The sequence below is a fragment of the Halanaerobium polyolivorans genome, from assembly GCF_020711195.1.
Taxonomy (GTDB): Bacteria; Bacillota; Halanaerobiia; order Halanaerobiales; family Halanaerobiaceae; genus Halanaerobium; species Halanaerobium polyolivorans.
This window is the reverse complement of sequence record NZ_JAJFAT010000004.1, coordinates 1-24,044: the sequence shown is the minus strand read 5'-3', so window position 1 is coordinate 24,044 and position 24,044 is coordinate 1. Positions and strand designations below refer to the sequence as shown.

Genomic DNA, 24,044 nt, shown 5'->3' with positions numbered 1-24,044 from the left:
TTATCTCAACAAAAGGAAGTGTAATTATGAACCTGCCTAAATGGTTTTTTCCAGGTTTGGGTGTGAAAAGATGGTTTATTCTAATGATTTTAGCTTTTGCATTAATAAGTATTGGTATAACACCATTATTAGGTTTTGATCTAGGTGTTTTTGTGACAGAATACTTAACTCTCCATTTAAATAATCTGCTTGGAGAAGGCTCAGAGATTGCTTTGAAATCTATTGCTGTAATGATGGTGGTAGGAGGATTATTTATCATATATTATGCTCTGATTAAAATAAGGTCAGAGTTAAATACTCATATTACACCACATGCTGAGATTTTAGACCTCTTATATGAGAAAAGAAGATCAAATAAAGGACCCCAAATTGTTGCCTTTGGTGGTGGAACTGGTTTAGCTAATTTATTAAGAGGTTTGAAAAAAAATAGTGATAATTTGACAGCAGTTGTCACAGTTGCAGATGATGGGGGCAGCTCAGGTCGCTTAAGAGATGAGATGGGGATCTTACCACCTGGAGATATTCGCAACTGCCTGGTTGCTTTGGCTGATCGAGAACCTCTCATGGAAAAACTTTTTCAGCACCGTTTTGAATCAAATGGAGGTCTGGAAGGTCATAGTTTTGGTAACCTATATATAGCTGCTATGACAGAGGTTTTAGGTGATTTTGAAGAGGCTGTAATTGCTTCTAGTAAAGTTTTAGCAATTAGGGGTAAGGTTTTAGCTGCCACAAATGAGAATATTAAATTGGGTGCTATTTATGAAGATCAGGAAAAAAGAATTGGTGAATCTGCCATTCCTTCTGATAATAAAAAGATTGATCGAGTATTTTTAGCTCCTGAAAACCCTCAAACAACTCCTGCCGTAAAAGAGGCAATTGCTGGAGCAGATGTGATAATCATCGGTCCAGGCAGTTTATATACTAGTATTTTACCCAACTTACTTGTGGATGGAATTGCAGACTCGATTAGAGAAAGTAATGCTCTTAAAATATATATTTGTAATGTGATGACTCAGGCTGGTGAAACTGATGCTTATACAGCTGCTGACCATGCTCAGGCAATTATAGAGCACTGTGGGGAAGGTATTTTCGATTATATTATCCTCAATAACCAGTCGGGAACTAAAGAATTAAGAAAAAAATATGAAGCAGAAGGTGCCTATCCAGTTAAAATAGATCGCAAACGCTTAAAAAAGATGGGTTTAAAGATTATTGAAAAAGATTTACTGAAAAAAAATAGTTATCTTCGCCATAATCCAGATGCCTTAGCAGAGTTGATCTATACACTTAATGCAAACAAATAATATTATAATTAAAATTACTAAATTTATTAAGAAGGTGTTTAAAGATGTCATTTACTGATCAGGTTAAAGAAGAACTAACTCGAGCAGAGAAAAAAGGTTATCAAGAACAACTGGCAGAATTAGCTGCTTTAATAAGAGTTGATGGCTCTATTCAGATTTCAAATAAACATCTTTCTTTAAAGGTTAAATTATATCATGGTAATTTAGCCCGGCGGATATATTCTTTAATCAAAGATCGTTTTGGATTTGATATAGAAATTAGAGTAAGACAGCATAAAAAATTTAATTTGAGTCACAGTTATGATATTATCGTTACACCACAACCAGGGGTAAGAGAGTTTTTGCTTGAACTGGGTTTTTTAACTCCTCAAAATAATTTGGTTTTTCACATCAAAGAAGAATACTTAGTTAATAGAAAGCTGGCCCAGGCTTATTTAAGAGGCATTTTTTTAGCCGGGGGTTCGGTTAATAGTCCTAAAAGTGAGTATCACCTTGAATTTCGCTGTGAAAGGGAAAGCTTAGCTGAAGATTTAATTAAATTGCTGGCTAAATTTGAACTTGAAGCTCATCAGACAGAACACAAGGGCTTTTATGTTGTTTATTTTAAAAGCTATGATGAGGTTATCAAAGTTTTAAATATTATCGGTGCCCATCAGGCAATGTTAAAAATGGAAAATGATCATATAGTTAAGCAGTTAAAAAATGATGTAAACCGCAGAGTAAATTTTGAAACAGCCAATTTAGAAAAGTCTGTTTCTGCAGCTATGGATCAGTTAGAAAATATCAGAATAATTGAAAGAGAAAAAGGTCTGGAGAATTTAAGCCCCAGTTTAAGAGAAATGGCCCAGATCAGAAGGGAAAATCCTTATGCTTCACTTAAAGAATTAGGTGAGATTTTAGATTTAAGTAAATCAGGGGTAAATCACCGTTTAAGGAGAATAAAAAAAATTGCTGAAAATTTAGCTTGATTTATTCTCAGATAATGATATAATAAAGGTGAAGGAAAAAACATTCTTAATTAAATACATTTAACTAGCTGATTATTAAGTCAGCTTTGTTTTTGGCTTTATCGGGACATTTTTGTTCCATTTGGACAAAAACGTTCCAACTTGGAGGATTAGTTATGAAAAAACTTTTTAAAATTCAGGAAAAATTGGTTCCCGAAATTGTAGAAAGAGCTCAACAGCGTTATAATATATTAAGAGGTATTTATTATAATCAACCTATTGGAAGAAGAGCTCTTGCTAGGATTTTGGAACTTAGTGAAAGAAAAATTAGAAATGATCTTGAATTTTTTGAAAAAAATGCTTTTATTAGAATTACTCCTTCAGGAACAAGAATTACTAGAATTGGCGAAGAATTTTTGATAGAATTAGATGAATACATAAAAGAACTGAGAAATATTAGTTATTTAGAAAAAAAGCTCGAAAAAATATTAGGATTGCAAAAAGTTAAACTTGTTAATGGGGCTGTGCCAGCTGATGATATTAAAGTAGAAATTGGTCGAATGGCTTCTCAGTTATTAAAAAAAGAAATAAAAGATGGAGATATTCTTGCTGTTACTGGAGGGACAACTTTAGCCCAGGTGGCCGCAGAAATGACATACAGCCCTGATCCCTATGATATTACGGTTGTTCCAGGTAGAGGTGGTTTGGGTGAAAATGTTGAAATTCAGGCAAATACAATTGTCGCCCAGATTGCAAAAAAATTAGGTGGTAGTTATCATCTGCTTCATATTCCTGATAATATTGCCCAAGAAAATATTCACCCTTTAATTAAAGAACCAAGTATTCAAAAAACTTTAGAAATCTTAAAAAAAGCAAATATTTTAATTCATGGTGTTGGTACTGCTGCAGATATGGCTGCCCGCAGAGGAATGAATCAAAAAGAAATAAAAGAACTGCTTGCTGCTGGTGCTGTTGGTGAGGCTTTTGGTTTTTATTTTAACTATCAGGGTGAAATTGTTTATTCTACAAGTAGTGTTGGTTTAAACTTGAGTGATTTAGAAACTATAGATAAAGTAATAGTTGTGGCTGGGGGAGAAAATAAAGCAGAAGCAATAATAGCAGCTGTCTCCAATGTATACCAGGATATCTTAATAACTGATGAAAATACAGCCAAGAAAATTATCTCTCTTAAGGGGGGTGAGGCCGAAGTAGGGGCTGAATAAATCAGTAATCCATTAAAGTTTTGAAGTTTTGCAATTTAAATTTTGCACAATAAATGTTTAATGTTCCATAATTATAAGGAGGTATTTTAAATGACAAAAAAAGTAGCAATTAATGGTTTTGGAAGAATTGGTAGAGGTTTTTTAAGACTTGTAGAAGGTAGAGATGCAGATTTAGAAGTAGTAGCAATTAATGACCTGGTAAATGTTGATAATTTAGCTTACTTATTGAAGTATGATTCTGTACACGGTCGTTTTGATGGTACTGTAGAGGTTAAAGGTGATGATACATTAGTTGTAAATGGTAAAGAAATTACTGTAACTGCAATTAAAGATCCCGCAGATTTACCATGGGCCGAACATAATATTGATGTAGTAATAGAATCAACTGGTGTATTCCGCCATAAAGAAAAGGTTATGAAACACATTGAAGCTGGAGCTAAAAAAGCAATTTTAACTGTACCAGCTAAAGATGAAATTGATAATACTATTGTACTTGGTGTTAATGATGATGATCTTAATGATGATGATTTAATTCTTTCAAATGCATCCTGTACTACTAATTGTTTAGCACCTCTTGCTAAAGCTCTAAATGATGAGTTTGGCATTAAAAAAGCTCTTATTACTACAGTTCATGGTTATACAACAAGTCAGGCAATCTTAGATATGCCGGCTTCAAAAACTAGAAGAGGTAGAACTGCAGCTGAAAATATTATTCCAACTACAACTGGTGCTGCTATTGCTACAACAAAAGTACTGCCTGAATTAGAAGGTAAAATTGATGGTATGGCAATTAGAGTTCCTGTACCTAATGGCTCCTGTGTTGACGGAGTATTTACTTTAGAAAAAGATGTTACAGTTGAAGAAGTAAATGCAATGTTTAAAGAAAAAGCCGAAGGAGAAATGAAAGGTATTCTTGGTTATACAGAAGAAGAGTTAGTTTCCAGAGATATTATGGGACAATTCGAATCTTCTTTAATTGATGCTGAGTCTACTATGGTTGTTAATGGTAATATGGTAAAAGTTATTTCTTGGTATGACAATGAGTTAAGTTATACAAACAGAGTTATTGATTTAGCTTTAAGAGTATAAATATATATACATTTATTTCAGGGTCAGGTTTAACCTGTCCCTGAAATTTTAATGTTAAGTTAATTATAAATAAATTTGAAGAATTTTTGCAGAATATATGGAGGTGGATTTTAATGTACAATATTAATAAAAAGACATTAAAAGATATGGACTTTAAGGGCAAAAAAGTATTAGTTAGGGTTGATTTTAATGTTCCCCTTAAAGATGGTGAAGTTACAGATTCAACAAGAATCAAAGCAGCTTTACCAACTATAGAATATTTGATTCGAGAAGAGGCAAAAGTGCTATTAATATCTCATCTGGGACGTCCAGGTGGAGAGGTAAATGAAGATCTTAGAATGGATGCAGTGGCTAAAGAACTGGCCAATCAATTAAATAAAGAGGTTAAAAAAGCTGATGACTGTATAGGTGAAGAAGTTAAAAAAGCAGCAGACAATTTAGAAAACGGTGAGGTACTATTACTCGAAAACAGCCGTTTCTATGCTGGAGAAAAAGCTAATGATCCTGAGTTTTCTAAAAAACTGGCTTCTTTAGCAGAACTTTATGTTAATGATGCCTTTGGTGCAGCTCATAGAGCCCATGCTACAACTGTTGGAGTTACAGAATATCTGCCAGCAGCTGCAGGATTTCTAATGCAGAAAGAGTTAAACGCCTTAGGTGAAGTAATGGCAGCTCCAGAAAGTCCTTTTGTTGCAATAATGGGTGGAGCAAAGGTTTCTGATAAAATAGATGTTATCAAAAACCTCATCAATAAAGTTGATACCTTAATTGTTGCCGGTGGAATTGCAAACACCTTCCTCTTAGCTAAAGGTTATGAAGTAGGAGACTCACTGGTAGAAGCTGATAAAGCAGAACTTGCCAAAGAACTTATGGCAGAAGCTGAAGAAAAAGGTGTAAACATTGTACTTCCGATAGATGTAGTTATTGCTGATGAATTTTCTAATGATGCTGAAACTCAGATTGTAAAAGCTGATCAAATTCCAGCTGGATGGCAGGTTTTAGACTGTGGAGGAACAGAAAGTCTCAAACAATACAAAGAAATTATCAAAAATGCTAAAACAGTTATCTGGAATGGTCCTTTAGGAGTTTTTGAAATGGAGAAATTTGCTCATGGAACAGTTGAATTAGCAAAAGCTCTTGGTCAATCTGATGCTCATTCAGTAATCGGTGGAGGAGATTCTGCTGCAGCTATTAATAAAGCTGGAGTAGCAGATCAAATGAATCATATTTCTACAGGTGGTGGAGCTTCCTTAATGTTCTTTGAAGGTAAAGAACTACCTGGTGTAGCAGCTCTTGACGATCTTGAGTAAATAGACATTCCTATAGAGGGGGAAATAAAATGCGTAAACCATTTATTTGTGGTAACTGGAAAATGAATAAAAACGTTGATCAGGCTAAAGCTATGCTAACAGAACTCAAAGCTAAAGTAGCAGAGGTAGAAGAAGTAGAAATGGGTATCTGCCCCACAGCTCTTGCCTTAACCGCAGTTAAAGAAGCAGCGGCAGGTAGTGATATTGTGACAGGAGCTCAAAATATTTACTGGGAAGAATCCGGTGCTTATACTGGAGAAATCTCTGCTAAAATGTTAGCTGATAGTGAAATAGAATATACAATTATAGGTCACTCTGAAAGAAGAGAGATCTTCGGTGAAAGTGATTTTGAAGTTAATAAAAAAGTTCATGCTGCACTTGAAAATGGAGTAAAGGCAATTGTTTGTGTAGGTGAAACTTTAGAAGAAAGAAAAGCTGAAAAAATTGAAGCAAAGGTTAACTTCCAAGTTGATGCTGCCCTAGCTGGATTAAGTGAAGAAGAAATTGCTGATGTAGTAATTGCTTATGAACCTATCTGGGCCATTGGAACAGGAGAAACTGCTTCTGCAGAAGAAGCAAATAGAGTGATTGGAATAATTAGAGATCACATTAGAGAAAGCTATCCTGAAGCAGCAGAAAAAATCAGGATTCAGTATGGTGGTAGTGTTAAACCACATAATGTTGAAGAAATCATGGCTCAAGAAGAAATCGATGGAGCTTTAGTCGGTGGCGCCAGTCTTAAAGCTGAATCATTCTCTGAAATTATTTTAAAGACTGAGGAAATATATAAATAAATTTGTAGTCTAAAGGTTAGAAACAAACCTATAAGACAAATAAGTTAATAAGGAGGTTAAATGATGGGTAAAAATAGACCACTTGCTCTTATCATCATGGATGGAGTAGGTATCAATGAAAATGCAGAAGGTAATGCTGTCTATCAGGCAGATACTCCTTATTTAGACAAACTTGCTGAAGAATATCCTCATTCTGTTTTAAAACCATCTGGAGAGGAAGTTGGACTTCCAGAGGGTCAGATGGGTAACTCTGAAGTAGGTCACCTAAATATAGGGGCTGGAAGGATAGTATATCAGGATTTTACTAGAATAAATAAAGCTGTAGAAAACAAAGAACTTTTAAACAATGAAGCTCTTAAAAAAGCAGTTCAGCATGCTAAAGATAATGATGGTGCACTACATTTAATCGGATTATTATCTGATGGTGGAGTTCACAGTCATATTAAACATCTTTTTGGTTTAATAGAAATGGCTGATCGGGCTGATTTAGATAAGGTATATATTCATCCGATTCTTGATGGACGTGATACACCACCTTCCAGTGGTACAGGTTATTTAAAAGAACTGGAAGAAGAAATAGCAGAAGTAGGTTTAGGGAAAATTGCTACAGTTAGCGGTCGTTATTACACTATGGATCGTGATAACCGCTGGGATAGAACTAAAAAGGCTTATGATGCCCTTGTCTTAGGTGAGGGTGTAAAGTCAGAAGATGCAGTTAGTGCTGTAGAAGCATCATATGAAGAAGATGTAGAAGATGAATTTGTTCTGCCAACAGTAATAACCGAAAATGGAGAGCCGGTTGGAACTATGGAAGATCACGATTCTGTGATATTCTTTAATTTTAGAGCAGATAGAGCTCGCCAAATAACAAAAGCTCTGACAATTGATGGATTTGATCAATTTGAAAGAGCAGCAGAACATCCTAAAGACCTCTATTATGTAACAATGACCGAATATGATGAGGAATTTGATTTGCCTGTAGCATTTGAACCTATAGAAATCGAAGACGGGTTAGGAGAAGTCTTAAGCCGGGAAGGATTAAAACAGCTTAGAATAGCTGAAACAGAAAAATATGCTCATGTAACATTTTTCTTTAATGGTGGAGTTGAAGAACCAAATAAAAATGAAGACAGAATTTTGATTCCATCTCCTCAGGTTGCTACTTATGAGATGAAACCTGAAATGAGTGCTTATGAGGTAACTGATACACTCTTAGAGAAAATTGAAGCAGATCAATATGATGTTATAATCCTTAATTATGCAAATGCAGATATGGTAGGCCATACCGGTTATGTTGATGCAGCAATAAAAGCTGTAGAAGCTGTAGATGATTGTCTGGCCAAGGTAGTACCTGCAATACTGGAAAAAGGTGGCCAAGCCTTAATCACAGCTGATCATGGTAATGGTGAACAGATGCAAGAGCCGGATGGAAGTCCGTTTACTGCTCACACTGCAAATCTGGTTCCACTCTACTATGTTGGTGGAGCTAAAAATAAAGGAATTGCTTCCGGTAAATTAGCTGATTTAGCACCTACTATGCTGGAAATTCTCGGAATTGAAAAACCTGAAAAGATGACTGGTGAATCTCTTCTGATTGACAAAAAATAACAATTAAATTGCTTAATACTTAACTTAAAGTTAAGTTTAAATTAATAAGGAGGTTATTAAATATATGTTTAATACAACAATTGTAAATGTTTATGCAAGAGAAATTCTGGATTCCCGTGGGAACCCAACTGTTGAGGTAGAAGTAGTTTTAGAAGATGGAGTAATGGGTAGAGCTGCTGTACCTTCTGGAGCTTCAACTGGAGCATATGAAGCAGTAGAACTAAGAGATGGTGGAGACCGTTATCTTGGTAAAGGTGTTTTAAAAGCAGTTGAAAACGTGAATGAAATCATTGCCCCAGAAATCGTAGGTTATGATGTAAGAAGTCAAATAGAAATTGATAAAATTATGTTAGAGCTTGATGGTACTGCTAATAAAGGTAAGCTTGGTGCAAATGCTATTTTAGGTGTTTCAATGGCAGTTGCTAAAGCAGCAGCAGAAGCTACTGGTACTTTCCTCTATAACTATATTGGTGGTGCTAAAGCTAATACTCTACCTGTACCAATGATGAATATCCTTAATGGTGGAGAACATGCTGATAATAATGTCGATCTACAGGAATTTATGATCATGCCTGTTGGAGCAGTAAGCTTCAGAGAAGCAATGCAGATGGGAGCAGAAGTTTATCACCATCTTAAAAAGGTTCTGCAGGACAAAGGTCTAGGTACCGGTGTTGGTGATGAAGGTGGGTTTGCACCTGATTTAGATTCCAACGAAGCAGCTTTAGAAGTAATTGTTGAAGCTATTGAAGCAGCCGGTTATGAATCAGGAGAAGATTTTTATATAGCTCTTGATCCAGCTGCAACAGAGTTTTATAAAGATGGTAAATATGTTTTAGCTGGTGAAGGTGTAGAAAAAACATCTGAAGAAATGATCGAATTCTATGCAGAATTAATTGATAAGTATCCAATAATTTCAATTGAAGATGGACTTGCAGAAGATGATTGGGAAGGTTTTGCTAAGATGACTGCCCAACTTGGTGACCGTCTACAGGTTGTTGGAGATGACCTCTATGTTACTAATACCGAAAGACTTTCTAGAGGTATTGAAGAAAAAAGCAGTAACTCAATCTTAATCAAGGTTAATCAGATTGGTACTTTAACTGAAACTTTAGAAACAATTGAAATGGCTACCCAAGCTGGCTTTACTTCTGTTGTTTCACACCGTTCAGGTGAAACAGAAGATGTTACAATTTCAGACTTGGTTGTAGCAATGAATACTGGTCAGATTAAAACTGGTGCTCCAGCTCGTTCAGAAAGAGTTGCTAAATATAATCAACTGCTTAGAATTGAAGAAAGTCTAGGCGAAGCAGCTCAGTATGCAGGTAAAGATGCTTTTTATAACTTAAAGTAAAAAGCTGCTAAATAAATAGAAATTAAGTAGAGAAATAGGGTTTTCCCTGTTTCTCTCTCTTTTTTTTATTCTAAACTGTTTTTTATCTTTAATAGATTTTTCTGCTTTTATATGATATTATAATACTGTAAATTTCTAAATTGTGTATTATATTGAATTTGAGTGGAGGTCTTCAGGATGAAAAATAGTCATTTTGAGAATGATTATAAAGTGGATGAATTAATTGAAAAATATGAGTTGGAATTAGAATATAGAATAAATTTTGAGAACCAGATTAATCAAATTACTGAAGCACTAACTCATTATCAGGAAAATAATATAGAGCAAGCTTTGGCTAAGCTTGGGATTACTACAGATATGGATAGAGTATATATTTTTGAATTTAAAGAAGATTTAAAAATCATGGATAATACTTTTGAATGGTGTGCAGAGGGTGTAATCCCCCAAAAAGATTATTTAAGTGATTTAGAAAGCAGTATTTTCCCCTGGTGGATGGAGAATTTAAAAGAAAATAAAGCTATTGTTGTTAATGATGTAGAAAAAATCCCACCGGTAGGAATAAATGAACAAAATATATTAAAAGAACAAGCTATTAAATCAGTTCTTGTTATTCCACTTTTTAATGATGAACTAATCGGTTTTATGGGCTTTGATGATACCAGAAGTACAAGAGAATGGAATTTGGCTGATATAGAACTATTAAATGCTGCTGGTAATTTAATTATTTCTTACTGGGATAAAAAAAGCAAAAATGATGAATTAAAAGAAAAAAATCGTGAACTTGAAGAAACTGTAAATACAATAATTCAAACTCTTTCTAATATAAGTGTTGAAAGAGATCCTTATACAAAAAGACACAGTGTTAGAGTAGAAACTATTGCTTCTCAAATGGCAGAAAAAATGGGTTTTGATAGTGAAACTATTAGAATAATTAAAATTGCCTCCTTATTACATGATGTAGGCAAGGTAAATGTGCCTAAAAGTATCTTATTTAAACCTGGTCCATTAACTGAACTAGAATATGAGATGGTAAAAAAGCATTCAGAAATGGGCTATGAAATTATCAGAAATATAAAACTGCCCGAAAAAATCAAAAATATAGTTTTACAACATCATGAAAAAAATGATGGTTCTGGTTATCCAAACAATTTAAAAGCAGAGGAAATCTTAATTGAAGCTAAGGTTGTTGCTGTTGCTGATGTATTTGAGTCAATGATTTCTCACCGCCCATATAGACCAGCTCATGACGTTTCTACTGCAGTAAAATTTTTAAAAGATAATCGGGTTAATTTATTTGATAAAGAAGCTGTAGACACCCTGATTGAGATGGTAGAAAAGAAAGAAATCGACATATTTAATTAATTCAACTTATCTAAACTAAACAAATATTAATTTTTTAGAAGTTTATGCATTTTTTACTTGCATAAACTTTTTTTTTGCTATATAATTCTTATAAACTGACCGGTTAGTCGAGAGGAGTGATTAAGTGAGTAATGAAACAAAACAGTGTATTTTAAATTCTGCTTTAAAAGTATTTTCAGAAAATAATTATCATGCTGCTTCGATGGCCATGATAGCTAAAGAGGCAGGAGTTAGTAAGGGGACTCTTTATTGGCATTTTGACAGTAAAGAAGAGCTCTTTAGAGAAATAGTTTTATCAGGTTTGGATTATTTTAATCAAAAGTTTATAAATATTGCAGAAGAAGAGATAAGTTCAGAAGAGAAAATCTATAAAATTATCAATTTTGGTGTAACAACTTTAATAGAAAATTCTCAAATGGGAGATATTCTAAGAAATAATGTGCAGCTGGTAAGTGAAGATTTTCAAAAAAGAATTGAAATAAAACATAGAGAAAGTGTAGAGATTTTCAAGCAGATTATTGAACAGGGAATTAAAGAAAAAAGTATTAAAAAACTAAATCCAAGAAAAACTGCAGTTATGATGCTGACTGCTTTATTTACTTCAAATTCTGAATGGTTGATTGATCAAACACCTGATAGTAAACAGCAGGTTGAATTTATCTATAGTTTTTTAATGGATGGTATCAGCAGAAAGGAGAATTAAAAATATGAAAATAAAGCAAATTACAGTTTTTTTACTTATATTATTAATTTTTGCAAGTATTACAGCTGCAGCTGCTCAGGATTTATCTTTAGAAGAGGCAGTAGAGCTTTTAGTAGTGGAAAATAGGCAGCTGGAAAATGCCCGTAAGGATATAGAAAAAGCTGAAAAAGATATCAGTTTAACTACAAGGAGTTATTTCCCCAGTTTAGAACTGCAGAGTTCTTATACTAGATTAGATGAAGGACAATCACCTTTTGGAGAATTAGATGATGTAGAATTTCCATTTGATATAGAAACACCAAATGAGAACTACAGAACCTCTATTAATTTAACTCAGCCGCTTTGGTTAGGTGGTAAGGTAGGTCTGCAGAGAGAAATTGCAGCTTATGGCTTGGAAATAGCAAAAGCTGATTATCAAAGTCAGGTTGAAGAAGAGATTTTCAATTTGATTCAGGCTTATTATGGAGTCTTACAGGCTCAAGGTTTGGTCCGAATTAGAGAAGAAGCACTTGAAATTGTGAATGAACATTTAAGAGTTGTAGAAAGAAGATTAGAATTAGGTACCGCTATTCGCCAGGATTTACTGCAGAGTCAAATTGAAGCAAGACGAGCTCAGGAAGAGCTTAATTCTGCTCAAAATAATTTAAAAATTGCTAGAAGAAGGTTGGCTCAGCTACTAGTGAGTACTGAAGAATATTCTCCTATGAGACCTGAAATAGATTTTGAAATAATTTTAGAACAGGAAGAATTATTTGCACAAGCAGTGGAAAATGATCTGGAACTTTTAAAATTAGAATTGAACCGTAAAATTATTGAAACAAGGCAAAAACTAGAAAGGCAGCATTATAGACCTGATATAAATCTCAGTGGTTCTTATAACTGGGAGGGAGATGAATTTTTAGATGAAGATAGCTGGTCAGTTACAATTGGTGGCAGTATCTCTCTTTATGATGGAGGTAGAGCTAAAATTAGTGCTGAAAAAGAAGAAAAAGAATTAGAAAAACTGGCTAACAATCGTCAGGACTTTTTAGAGAATCTTGATATAGAAATTGAATCTGTTATTTTAAGTGTTAAAGAAAATGAAGAATTAATCGAATTAGAAGAACTTTCTTTAGAAAATGCAGTTGAAAATTTTGAAATTGCAAATAAAAGTTATGAAGCTGGAGTAGCCAGTAATACAGATGTGATCGATGCCCAAAGCAGATATAATCAGGCTCAGATTTCTCTGCTGCAGGCAGAATATGATTATGAGATAGAATTATTTAACAGCCTTTATAAAAGTGGGCAAATTATAGACTATTTTGAGGATGTGATATTAGATGAAAAATAAAATAATACTTATATTGACTTTGATTTTGATTTTAAGTACAGCACCTCTTTCGGCAGCTACCACTGTTGAGGTTACTGAGGCAATTAGAGAAGATATAAGTCTTGATGAGATTGTAACAGGGCAGTTAACTCCATTTGAGAAGGTTAATATTCCTGCTCAAATTGGTGGAGTAGCAGAAGAGGTTAATGTAGAGATTGGAGATGAAGTTGAAGCTGGTTATGAATTAATAAAAATGGAGCAGGATACATTATTGATTCAAAAACGCCAGGCAGAAGCATCATTAGAGAGCGCCCAGGCCAATTATGATGAATTGATAACTGGAGCAACTGAAGAAGAATTAACAAGAGCTAGATCATCATATGAAGATGCAAAAGCTGCTTTGGAAAGTGCTGAGATAAACTATAATTTGATGCAGGAAATCTTCGAAGACCGAAGAAGTCTTGAACAGCAGCTTGTTAATGCAGAACAACAGCTGCAGAGCTCTAGACAAAGTTACAGACAGGCAGAGATAAATTATGAACAGGCTAAAAGGTCTTTTGAAAGATCAGAACAGCTTTTTCAGGATAATATAATTTCTAAACAGGAATATGAAAATGCAGAAGATGCCTATGAAAATGCTGAAACTTCTTTAAATCAGGCAGAGAGTGCTTTAAATTCTGCTGAAAGAAATTATCAGCTAACTAAAGAAACATTTAATAACCCAACTGAATTAAAGCAGCAGCTAGAAAATGCTAGAAGCCAACTTAATAGTGCCAGAACAAACCTTGCTGTATCTGAAGCTAATTTAAGAGAAGCTGAAAGAGGACCGCGTGAAGAAAGAATAAGGGCAGGTGCAGCTCAGCTTAAACAGGCTGAGGCAGGTTTAGATGAATTAGAAGATAATCTTAGAAAGACTATTATTACTGCTCCTTTTGATGGCCTTGTTTTTCAGGTTAATGTAGAAAAAGGAGAAATGATTGGTTCTGGTCAAGCTATTATCAATTTAATTAATATTGATCAGCTTTATGTAGAAATAGAGCTTACAGCTTCTGCAGTTTCCAGGATAAATAAAGGTGATATGGTGGAAGTTAAAGCAGAAACAATGCAGCACTATGTTGAAGGAGAAATTACAAATATAGCTCCTCAGGCAGATCCTTCTACCAGAAGTTTTTTGGTCAAAGTTAAAATAGATAATTCGGAACATAGTTTAAGGCCAGGCATGTTTGCTGATGTAAGATTGCTTAAAGGTGAAGCTGGAGATGCTGTTGTAGTACCAATTGAAAGTATAATGGACCTAACAGAAGAGACCCCTTATTTATATGTAGTTGAAGAAGGTAGAGCAGTAAGGAGAGAGGTAGAAGTAGGACTGCAGACAGATACTCAGGCTGAAATTATTTCTGGATTAGAAGCTGGAGAAAGTGTAATTATTAGAGGCCAGCAGCGGCTTGAAGCTGGAGTAGAGGTTGAGGTGATAAGTCGATGAAAATCTCAGAATTCTCGATAAAAAGACCTGTCACCACTGCAATGATTATTCTGGTAATTATTTTAATCGGGATAGTAGCTTTAACCAATCTTAGTCTTGATCTTTATCCAGATATTACTTTTCCCGGAGCAGCAATAGTTACCAGTTACAGTGGGGTAGGCTCTGAAGAAATAGAAAATTTAGTTACAAGACCAATAGAAAGTGCTGTCTCTACTGTTGAAGGAGTTCAAGCAGTTCGATCTACTTCAGCTATGGGATCTTCCACTGTGGTGGTTGAATTTAACTGGGGTAGAGATATGGATTTTGCTGTACTTGATTTAAGAGAACAAATTGATATGATTAGTGGAACAGCTCTACCTGATGGTGCAGATAGCCCGCTAGTTTTTAAATTTGACCCTGCTATGATACCAATTATGGTTTATGGGGTCAGTGCAGATGGAATTGGTTTAGCTGAGCTGAAAGAAGAAACTGAAGACCAGTTAATTCCCCGTTTGGAGAGAACCCCTGGTGTTGCTCAGGTTAATCTCCAGGGAGGTTTAGAAAGAGAAATAATTGTTTCTTTAAAAAGAGAACGCTTAAATCATTACAATCTTGATTATGAGACCATTAGAGGTATTATAGCTCAAGAAAATGTAAATGTATCTGCTGGTGATGTCAGACAGGGAAATAGAGAGCTGCTTGTTAGAACAATAGGTAAGTTTTCTTCTATTGAGGAAATTAGAGATGTTAATATCCCAGTAGGAGAAAGAGGTTTTGTTAAATTATCTGATATTGCCGAAGTGGAAGATGGTTTTGCTGATGTTCAAACTATTTCTAGAACTGATGGTAAAGAGAGTATTTCTCTTTCTATTCAAAAACAAACAGATGCCAATACTGTAGATGTTGCTGAAGCAGTTAAACAAGAAATGCAATCCATTCAGAGAGATTATCCTAACTATAATTTCGCTGTAGCTTTTGATCAATCAGAGTTTATTGTAGATTCGATAAATTCTGTGAGTAGAAATGCAATCATAGGTGGGCTATTAGCAGTATTAATACTTTATCTGTTTTTGCGTAATATCAGAAGTACTTTAATAATTGCTACTGCTATGCCTGTTTCGATTATAGCAACTTTTGTTTTAATGTATTTTGCAGATGTTAACTTGAATGTTATCTCACTTGGTGGTTTAGCCCTCGGAGTGGGGATGCTGGTTGATAATGCGGTGGTTGTTTTAGAAAATATATATCGTTATCGTAGTATGGGTCAGGGAAAAATTGAAGCTGCTAGAGAAGGTAGCTCAGAGGTTGGAATGGCAATAGTGGCTTCAACTATGACAACTGTGGTAGTATTTTTGCCCATAGTTTTTGTTGAAGGACTTGCTGGTGAGTTATTTAAAGATTTGGCCTTAACAGTTGCCTTTTCTTTGCTTGCTTCTTTATTAGTTGCCTTAACACTTATTCCCATGCTTTCATCTAAAATATTGAAAATAACACAAAATGAAATAGACAGAGGTAAAAAAGAGGGGAAAATAAGGAAAAAATACCGCAGTCTCTTAACTTCAGCCCTAAAGCGGAGATGGATAATAATTGGAATTTTATTAATCTCTTTAGTGGGAAGCCTTGCTTTGCTGCCAGGGATTGGTTTTGAATTTATCCCAACTACAGATCAAGGTGATATTTCTATAAGCTATAATCTGCCTGTAGGAACTATACTTTCAGAATCTGATCGAGCAGCTGCAGAGATAGAAGAAATCTTATTTGATATTCCTGAGGTTGAGACAGTTATAGTAAATGTTGGTTCAGCTAATATGATGCAGACTGCTGCCAGCAGTCATGCAGGGAATTTTAATGTTTCACTTCTACCAGCAGCAGAAAGGGATAGAACAACTGTTGAAGTTATGGAAGAAATAAGGCAGAGAGTTAATATTCCAGATCTTGAAATCAATGTTTCTGAACAGACTGGTCCAGGTGGTGGTGATGATAGGCCGGTTAATGTTCGGTTAAGAGGCGATAACCTGGAAATTCTTGAAAGAGAAATTCAAAGAGCTGTACTGGCCATTGAAGATGTAGAAGGTTTAGTAGAAATTGAAGATAGTTTTGATGAAGGTCGACCAGAATTACATTTAAAGGTAGACCGTGCCCTTAGTTCTAGATTTGGTTTAAATGTAAATCAAATTGCCAATACAGTTAGAAGTGCAGTTAGTGGAGATGTTGCCAGCAGATATGAGGTTGATGGTGATGAATATGATATTAGGGTGCGTTTAGAAGGAGAACAAATTGAAAGTTCAACCCAACTTGAAGATTTAACAATTCGCAGTCCAAATGGTAATATGATCCCTTTAAATCGTTTAGTTAGGAGTGAAATTACAGAAGGACCGGCAGAAATATTAAGACGCGATCAGGAAAGATTTGCGGAAATAACTGCTGATATTGAAGGTAGAGACTTAGGCTCTGTAGTTGGAGATATTCAGCAGAGATTAAATGAAATAGAATTGCCTGAAGGTTATAGATTTACTTATGAAGGTGAATTTGAAGATACGATTGAGGCTTTTCAGAGCTTAATATTTGCTTTTGCTCTTGCTGCAGTGCTTGTATATATGGTAATGGCGTCTCAATTTGAGTCACTTGTTCACCCCTTTACAATAATGTTTACAATTCCAATGGCTATTATTGGTGTGATCTTAGGGCTCTTTATCAGTGGAAGTATAATTTCTGTACCATCATTTTTAGGTCTGATAACCTTAAGTGGAATTGTTGTAAATAATGCTATAGTAATGGTTGATTATATTAATCAACTGCGGAGAAGAGGTCAGGATAAAATAGAGGCCATAATCAATGCAGCTACAATAAGATTAAGACCGATTATGATGACAGCTTTAACAACTATTCTTGCTTTATTACCGATTGCTTTTGGTATTGGTGAAGGTGCAGAAGCGACTCAACCGATGGGAGTTGTTATAGTTAGTGGACTTAGCTTCGCTACCTTCTTAACACTTTTTGTGATTCCAATAGTTTATTCACTATTAACTGACTTAAGAGAAATAGTAATTGCTAAGCTAAAAGGAATAGATAGAGAAGAAGCATCCAAATATATTTAAAAATATAATTCCTGTACCATAGCTAAAGTTCAATGGTGCAGGAATTTCATTGTTTCATTTTTCAGAATATTAGCTGTTCAATAATACTGCAGTTTTTCTCTTTAAATTATTGTTTTTTTATCTTTAGTATGTTAAAATTAAAGCTGTGTTGAAAGATATCGATTTAGCAATATTTTACTAATTACTGGAGGTGAGATTAGAGTGTTAGTTCTTAAAGTAATTCATTTTATTATAGCTATCGCTGTAATTGTTGGTGTTCTGCTGCAATCAGGTAAAAGTGCAGGTCTCTCCGGAGCCATTGATGGAGGAGCAACAACTTTTTTTGGTAAATCAGGTAGAAAGATGGAGGATAAGATCAGTAAAGCTACTACAGTGGCAGCTATATTGTTTATGTTAAATTCTCTACTTCTAGCTATTTTATAAAATTTTAAATAAAAGATTAATAAAAGCAGCAATTTTTTCTGTTCTAAAATAAACTTAATCTAATATTTAAAATTATAAACTATTATAATATAGAAATTTTATTTGTGATTTTTAAAATTTATATTAATTTAATTCATTCAATTTATAAGCTGAAATAATATTAATTTATAAGGAGGTTGGTGCATGAGTTTTTATACACCCCTGGCAGGAATAATTGCCTTGGTTTTTGCATTTATTCTTACAGGAAAAGTTAAAAAAGCAAGTATGGGTAGTGAACGGATGGCAGAATTATCACGTGCAATCAATGAAGGGGCTATGGCGTTTCTGGGGCGTGAATATAAGATGCTGTCAGTTTTTGTTGTTGTAGTAGCAATTATTATGGCATCTGTGCCTAATTTGGGCTGGCAGACAGCTGTATCATTTATATTGGGAGCTTTCTTTTCTGCTTTAGCTGGATTTATTGGGATGCAGATTGCAACTCAATCTAATGCCAGAACTACAGAAGCAGCCAAAAGTGGCCTTAATGAGGCTTTAGATGTTGCTTTTTCTGGTGGTACAGTAATGGGAATGTCTGTTGTTGGTTTGGGTACTTTAGGTTTAGGAATTCTCTACATATTTTTTGCAGATAATGTTGAATTTATCCGTGGTTTTGCCTTTGGAGCTAGTTCTATTGCTCTTTTTGCCCGTGTTGGTGGTGGTATTTATACCAAAGCTGCTGATGTTGGGGCTGATTTAGTTGGTAAGGTAGAAGCAGGAATTCCTGAGGATGATCCTCGTAATCCTGCTGTTATTGCTGATAATGTTGGTGATAATGTTGGTGATGTTGCTGGTATGGGAGCAGACCTTTTTGAATCTTTTGTTGGTTCAATTATAGCTGCGATGACACTTGGTGTAGCAATGGGTGAAAATTATGTTATTTTACCTATGTTAATAGCTGCAGTTGGTATTATTGCTGCAATTATAGGAACTAGGTTTGTTAATGCTAAAGAAGGTACTAATCCTGCTAAGGCCCTGGAGAGAGGAACTTTAACAGCTGCTTTTCTAACTGTTGTTGCAGCTTATTTCCTTGTTCAAAACTTAGTTGGTGATTTTGGTGTCTTTGTTGCTATTGTTGCTGGCTTAATTGCTGGTACTTTAATCGGTCGGATTACTGAATACTATACATCAGAACACTATGGACCTGTAAAACATATTGCAAGTCAGTCTCAAACAGGTGCAGCTACTAATATTATTAGTGGTCTAGCTGTTGGGATGAGAAGTACAATGTTTCCAATCCTGGTTATTACTATTGCAATTTATTTTGCTTTTCACTTTGCAGGTTTATATGGTATTGCCATGGCTGCAGTAGGTATGTTATCAACAACAGGAATTACTCTTTCTGTTGATGCTTATGGTCCAATAGCTGATAATGCTGGTGGAATTGCCGAGATGGCAGAACTAGATTCTTCTGTTCGTGATATTACAGATAAGCTTGATTCAGTTGGTAATACAACAGCTGCGATTGGTAAAGGTTTTGCAATTGGTTCAGCTGCTTTAACAGCTTTATCACTTTTTGCTGCTTTTTCCCAGGCTGTTGAACTGGATTCCATTAGCTTAACTAATCCTCAGGTAATTATTGGTCTCTTTATTGGTGCTATGCTGCCCTTCCTATTTTCTGCAATTACAATGGAAGCTGTAGGGAAGGCCGCTTCTCAGATGATAGAAGAGGTTAGAAGGCAGTTTAAAGAAATGCCAGGAATTATGGAGGGTACTCAAAAACCTGACCACAGAAAATGTGTTGATATTAGTACAACAGCTGCTTTAAAAGAAATGATTTTACCAGGACTATTAGCAGTAATAGTTCCAGTAATAATTGGTCTCTGGGATGTTCAAGCTTTAGGTGGACTGTTAGCTGGTTCCCTTTCTTCAGGTGTTTTATTAGCTATCATGATGGCAAATGCTGGTGGAGCTTGGGATAATGCTAAAAAATATATTGAATCTGGAGCTTTTGGTGGTAAGGGTACAGAAACTCACTCTGCTGCAGTTGTTGGAGATACAGTAGGAGATCCTTTTAAGGATACTTCTGGTCCTTCCTTAAATATTCTTATTAAGTTAATGACTATTGTTTCTCTTGTATTTGCTCCTTTATTCATGTAAAATTAAAATTAGTAGTAAAGTTATTAAACACCCTCCTTGTAGTAATTTACTGCTGGGAGGGTTTTTTTGAAGAAAGGTAGTGATTTTATGCCTGAAGTAGATGATGCAATGTGTTTTGCCTGTGGGGAAGATAATCCAATTTCTCTTGGGCTTAAATTCAAAGAGACTTCCCCTAATATTGTGGAAGCAGAATTTATTGCTCTTAAAAATCATCAGGGATTTGATGGAATTATGCACGGTGGTTTAGTGGCAACATTGTTGGATGAAGCTATGGCTTATGCAGTGGGTGTTAAAGGTATAAAAGCCTATACAGCTGAATTAAATATACGTTTTAAAAAGGCATTAAAAATTGGTGAAAAGGTAATAATTAAGGGTAAATATGAAAGATCACTTAAAAAATCTATTGCCGTAATTCACTACTGTTCAGCTCAAATTATTGATAGCTCAAATAAATTAATTGCAAAAGCTGAGGCCAAATTTGTAGAAAAAACTTAACTTAGGAGGTTTTAATTATGCAGAGAGAAGAAGCACTTGAATTGATGAAAGAAAATATTAAAGAAAAAAATCTTCGCAAACACTGTCTGGCAGTGGAAGCAGTTATGGCAGAACTTGCCGATTATTTTGATAAAGATCAAAATAAGTGGCGTTTGGCCGGTCTTCTTCATGATATAGATTATGAAGATACTGCTGATCAGCCAGCTAAGCATAGCCAGCTCGGGGCTGATATGCTTGCAGAAAGGGGTATGGATGAAGATTTAGTTAATGCTGTTAGAGCTCACAATGGTATGCATGGTTTAGCTAGAAAAACTTTGCTGGCTAAAGCCCTTTATGCAGCTGATCCTTTGACCGGATTAATTGTAGCTTCTGCCTTAATTCATCCTGAGAAAAAATTAGAAGCTTTAGATAGTGAATTTGTTTTAAATAGATATTCAGACAGCTCTTTTGCAAAAGGAGCAGATAGGGATGTTATAGCATCCTGTCAGGAGATGGATTTAAAGTTGAAAGAGTTTGTGGGGCTTTCATTATCAGCAATGCAGGATATTTCTGATCAGCTGGGACTTTGATTTTAGCTTTTGAATTATCTCAGTTTCGAAATTAACTTAACTTAGTATTTTTAAAAAAGGCAAAATGACTGGAGATGATTAATAAATGAGTGCAAGAAGTGAATTATTGAAAAGATTAAAAGAAGAAGTCCATAAACCACTTTCAAAAGAAGAAATTTATAAAAGCTTTGATATCAGCCGGGATCAGCAGCAGCTGTTTTCTGAACTGCTTGATGACCTTTTAGAGTCGGGCTATATTTATCAAAATGAAGCAGGTCTGCTTGGAATTCCTGAAAAATTTAATTTAATTGCAGGTAGGATTGAAAAAACTGCTTCTGGTAATGCTTTTTTAATTCCAGATGATCCTGAAAAAGATGATATCTATATTTCTTCATCAAATATGAACGGGGCTATGCATAATGATAAGGTATTTGTGCGTTTAGTTCGCTCAAGTAGGGGTAAAAGCCAGGCTGGGGAAGTTGCAGAAATAATAGAAAGAGTTAACAAAACAATTGTTGGTAATTTAGAAAAGTACAAAAATTATGGATTTTTAATCCCTGATAATAAAAGAATTTGTAATGATATCTTTATTCCGCCAGATGCTTTAAATGGGGCTCAAAATGGGGATAAGGTTGTAGCTAAAATTAGCCGTTGGCCTGCCCAAAATCGGAATCCAGAAGGTGTTATCACTGAAATTTTAGGTCATAAAGATGATGCTGGAGTTGATATTGAAGCCATTATTCGTCAGCTTGATCTACCAGGTGAATTTCCTAAAAAGCTCAACAAGGAATTAAAAAATATAGCTGATCAGGTTGATGAAAAGACAATTGCAGCTGATGAAACTCGGGTTGATTTAAGAGACTTAAAGCTGGTTACTATTGATGGAGCTGATGCAAAAGACTTAGATGATGCTGTTTCTATAGAAAAGTTATCAGATAAAAAATATCGCCTGGGAGTTCATATCGCAGATGTAAGCCATTATGTCAAAAAAGGCAGCCTACTTGATCAGGAAGCATATTCTAGAGCTACCAGTATTTATCTGGTTGATCGGGTTATTCCTATGCTGCCGGAAAAATTATCAAATGGAATTTGTAGTCTTAACCCTCATGTTGATCGGATGACATTAACAGTATTTATTGAATATAAGCTGTGTGGTAAAATAGGGATTGAGATTTCAGATCACCAAATAGTTAAATCAGTTATTAAATCAAATCACAGGATGACCTATGATGATGCTCAGGCAATAATTAAAGATAACGATGAGAAAATCAAAAATAAATATAGTGATTTTGTTGCAGAAATTAATATGATGAACAAACTTAGAGAAAGATTACGCAAAAATCGCTTTGAAGAAGGAAGTATGGATTTCAATTTTACCGAGGTTAAGGTTGAATTAGATGAAAAAGGAAAACCAATTAAATTAAAGAAAAGACCTCATCGGGAAGCAGAACAGTTAATAGAAGAATTTATGATTGCAGCTAACAGAATTGTTGCTGCAGAAATGTCATGGCGAGAAATGCCCTTTATCTATAGGATTCATGAAGAGCCTGATCTTGATCGGATGATTCAATTTAAAGAGTTTATTCATAATTTTGGTTATGAATTAAAGGGAATTAAAAATGGGGTTCACCCTCGTTCACTACAGGCCATATTAGAAGAAGTAAGAGGAAGTAAAGAAGAAAAAATCATTGAGACTGTTATGTTGAGATCTTTGAAAAAAGCTGTTTATTCAGAAAAAAATATAGGTCATTTTGGACTTGGAGTTACCCATTATACTCACTTTACTTCACCGATTAGAAGATATCCTGATCTAACAGCACATCGAATCATTAAAGAAACAGTAGCTAAAGGTTATTTAAGTCAAAAGCGACAAGATGAAATTGATGCTGAACTACCTAAGATTGCTGACCACTGCTCTCTCCAGGAAAGAAGAGCTACAGATGCAGAAAGAGATTCAGTTGATCTTAAAAAGATTGAATACATGGAAGATAAAATTGGTGAGGAATTTGAGGGTATAATTAGTGGGATAACAGGTTTTGGTATTTTCGTTGAATTAGAAAATACTGTTGAAGGTTTAATCCATATTAAAGAATTAAAAGATGATTATTATCATTATGATCAGGATCAATACCGTCTGAAAGGTGAAAGAACAAATAAGATTTATAGAATTGGTGATGAACTAAAGATAAAAGTAGTTAATGTCAATCGTGATGAGCGCGAACTTGACTTTAGCTTAGTAGAAAAGATTGATTAAGCAAAGGATGTGTTAAGCTTGGCTAAAAAAGATGAAGATATAGAGATAGTTGCCAGGAATAAAAAAGCAAGACATGATTTTTATATAGAAGAGGTCTATGAAGCAGGAATTAAACTGCAGGGAACAGAAATAAAATCTATTCGCAACCATAGGGTTAATTTAAAAGATAGTTTTGCTCTGGTTGAGGGAGGAGAAGTTTATCTGCATAATATGCATATAAGCCCTTATAAGGAGGGTAATCGCTTTAATCATGAGCCAGAAAGAAAGCGTAAACTACTGCTCCATAAAAGCCAGATAAGAAAGTTAATTGGCTATACTACTCAAAAAGGTTATACTCTTGTTCCCTTAACAATTTATTTAAGAAAAAATCTCTGTAAGGTTGAACTTGCTGTTGCCAAAGGTAAACAAAAACATGATAAAAGAAGAGATATTGCCAAAAAGACAGCTAAAAGAGAGATGGAAAAAGCTTTTAATAGAAGGAGAAAAGAGGGAGATTATTAGTTTTTCTCCCCCTTTTTTTTAAAAAAAATAGCCTAAGAAAATGAAATTAAGTTAGTGTAAAATTACTTTTGGAGATTCAAAACTGAATCATAAAAAAAATAGAAAGAAGACTCCCTTTTTGATAAAA

The 24,044-nt window shown here is 34.6% G+C and carries 19 protein-coding genes; all 19 read left to right on the top strand.

Annotated elements, in window-relative coordinates; translation table 11 throughout:
• Positions 1 to 26 precede the first annotated feature (26 nt).
• The 19 genes from mgfK (at position 27) to smpB (ending at position 23,917) form a co-directional block, all read left to right on the top strand.
• On the top strand, positions 27 to 1,304 hold the full coding sequence (gene mgfK / locus LJ207_RS03785) for a gluconeogenesis morphogenetic factor MgfK (RefSeq protein ID WP_229344209.1): 1,278 nt from the start codon (positions 27 to 29) through the stop codon (positions 1,302 to 1,304).
• Between the two features lie 44 nt (positions 1,305 to 1,348).
• A complete protein-coding gene (gene whiA, locus LJ207_RS03780) occupies positions 1,349 to 2,272 on the top strand; it encodes a DNA-binding protein WhiA (protein ID WP_229344208.1) in 924 nt (307 codons plus the stop codon).
• 155 nt (positions 2,273 to 2,427) lie between these two features.
• Positions 2,428 to 3,474, top strand: coding sequence for a sugar-binding transcriptional regulator (locus LJ207_RS03775; protein ID WP_229344207.1), 1,047 nt, complete (start codon positions 2,428 to 2,430; stop codon positions 3,472 to 3,474).
• Between the two features lie 90 nt (positions 3,475 to 3,564).
• Entirely contained in the window at positions 3,565 to 4,563 is a 999-nt protein-coding gene (gap, locus tag LJ207_RS03770) for a type I glyceraldehyde-3-phosphate dehydrogenase (RefSeq protein WP_229344206.1), read from the top strand.
• A gap of 122 nt (positions 4,564 to 4,685) precedes the next feature.
• Positions 4,686 to 5,873, top strand: coding sequence for a phosphoglycerate kinase (locus LJ207_RS03765; RefSeq protein ID WP_229344474.1), 1,188 nt, complete (start codon positions 4,686 to 4,688; stop codon positions 5,871 to 5,873).
• Between the two features lie 29 nt (positions 5,874 to 5,902).
• Positions 5,903 to 6,667: a triose-phosphate isomerase gene (gene tpiA, locus LJ207_RS03760; protein ID WP_229344205.1), complete on the top strand. Its 765-nt coding sequence runs from the start codon at positions 5,903 to 5,905 to the stop codon at positions 6,665 to 6,667.
• A gap of 63 nt (positions 6,668 to 6,730) precedes the next feature.
• Positions 6,731 to 8,275 (top strand): 2,3-bisphosphoglycerate-independent phosphoglycerate mutase, encoded by a 1,545-nt coding sequence (gpmI, locus tag LJ207_RS03755; RefSeq protein WP_229344204.1) that lies wholly within the window; start codon positions 6,731 to 6,733, stop codon positions 8,273 to 8,275.
• A gap of 64 nt (positions 8,276 to 8,339) precedes the next feature.
• On the top strand, positions 8,340 to 9,626 hold the full coding sequence (gene eno, locus LJ207_RS03750) for a phosphopyruvate hydratase (RefSeq protein ID WP_229344203.1): 1,287 nt from the start codon (positions 8,340 to 8,342) through the stop codon (positions 9,624 to 9,626).
• A gap of 177 nt (positions 9,627 to 9,803) precedes the next feature.
• Entirely contained in the window at positions 9,804 to 10,988 is a 1,185-nt protein-coding gene (locus tag LJ207_RS03745; RefSeq protein WP_229344202.1) for an HD domain-containing phosphohydrolase, read from the top strand.
• 124 nt (positions 10,989 to 11,112) lie between these two features.
• Positions 11,113 to 11,691, top strand: coding sequence for a TetR/AcrR family transcriptional regulator (locus LJ207_RS03740; RefSeq protein ID WP_229344201.1), 579 nt, complete (start codon positions 11,113 to 11,115; stop codon positions 11,689 to 11,691).
• A gap of 4 nt (positions 11,692 to 11,695) precedes the next feature.
• Entirely contained in the window at positions 11,696 to 13,021 is a 1,326-nt protein-coding gene (locus LJ207_RS03735) for a TolC family protein (RefSeq protein WP_229344200.1), read from the top strand.
• Positions 13,011 to 14,483, top strand: a complete 1,473-nt coding sequence (locus LJ207_RS03730) for an efflux RND transporter periplasmic adaptor subunit (RefSeq protein ID WP_229344199.1) — start codon at positions 13,011 to 13,013, stop codon at positions 14,481 to 14,483. Before LJ207_RS03735 ends, LJ207_RS03730 begins: the two co-directional genes overlap by 11 nt.
• A complete protein-coding gene (locus LJ207_RS03725) occupies positions 14,480 to 17,560 on the top strand; it encodes an efflux RND transporter permease subunit (RefSeq protein ID WP_229344197.1) in 3,081 nt (1,026 codons plus the stop codon). Before LJ207_RS03730 ends, LJ207_RS03725 begins: the two co-directional genes overlap by 4 nt.
• A gap of 201 nt (positions 17,561 to 17,761) precedes the next feature.
• Positions 17,762 to 17,983 carry a preprotein translocase subunit SecG gene (gene secG / locus LJ207_RS03720; protein ID WP_229344195.1) on the top strand — a complete coding sequence of 74 codons (222 nt, stop codon included), beginning with the start codon at positions 17,762 to 17,764 and terminating at the stop codon, positions 17,981 to 17,983.
• 183 nt (positions 17,984 to 18,166) lie between these two features.
• Complete coding sequence (locus LJ207_RS03715) at positions 18,167 to 20,119, top strand: sodium-translocating pyrophosphatase (RefSeq protein WP_229344194.1); 1,953 nt, start codon at positions 18,167 to 18,169, stop codon at positions 20,117 to 20,119.
• 66 nt (positions 20,120 to 20,185) lie between these two features.
• On the top strand, positions 20,186 to 20,614 hold the full coding sequence (locus tag LJ207_RS03710) for a PaaI family thioesterase (RefSeq protein ID WP_229344192.1): 429 nt from the start codon (positions 20,186 to 20,188) through the stop codon (positions 20,612 to 20,614).
• Between the two features lie 17 nt (positions 20,615 to 20,631).
• On the top strand, positions 20,632 to 21,183 hold the full coding sequence (locus tag LJ207_RS03705) for an HDIG domain-containing metalloprotein (protein WP_229344190.1): 552 nt from the start codon (positions 20,632 to 20,634) through the stop codon (positions 21,181 to 21,183).
• A gap of 85 nt (positions 21,184 to 21,268) precedes the next feature.
• Positions 21,269 to 23,416: a ribonuclease R gene (gene rnr / locus LJ207_RS03700; protein WP_229344189.1), complete on the top strand. Its 2,148-nt coding sequence runs from the start codon at positions 21,269 to 21,271 to the stop codon at positions 23,414 to 23,416.
• A gap of 18 nt (positions 23,417 to 23,434) precedes the next feature.
• On the top strand, positions 23,435 to 23,917 hold the full coding sequence (gene smpB / locus LJ207_RS03695) for an SsrA-binding protein SmpB (RefSeq protein ID WP_229344187.1): 483 nt from the start codon (positions 23,435 to 23,437) through the stop codon (positions 23,915 to 23,917).
• Positions 23,918 to 24,044 lie beyond the last annotated feature (127 nt).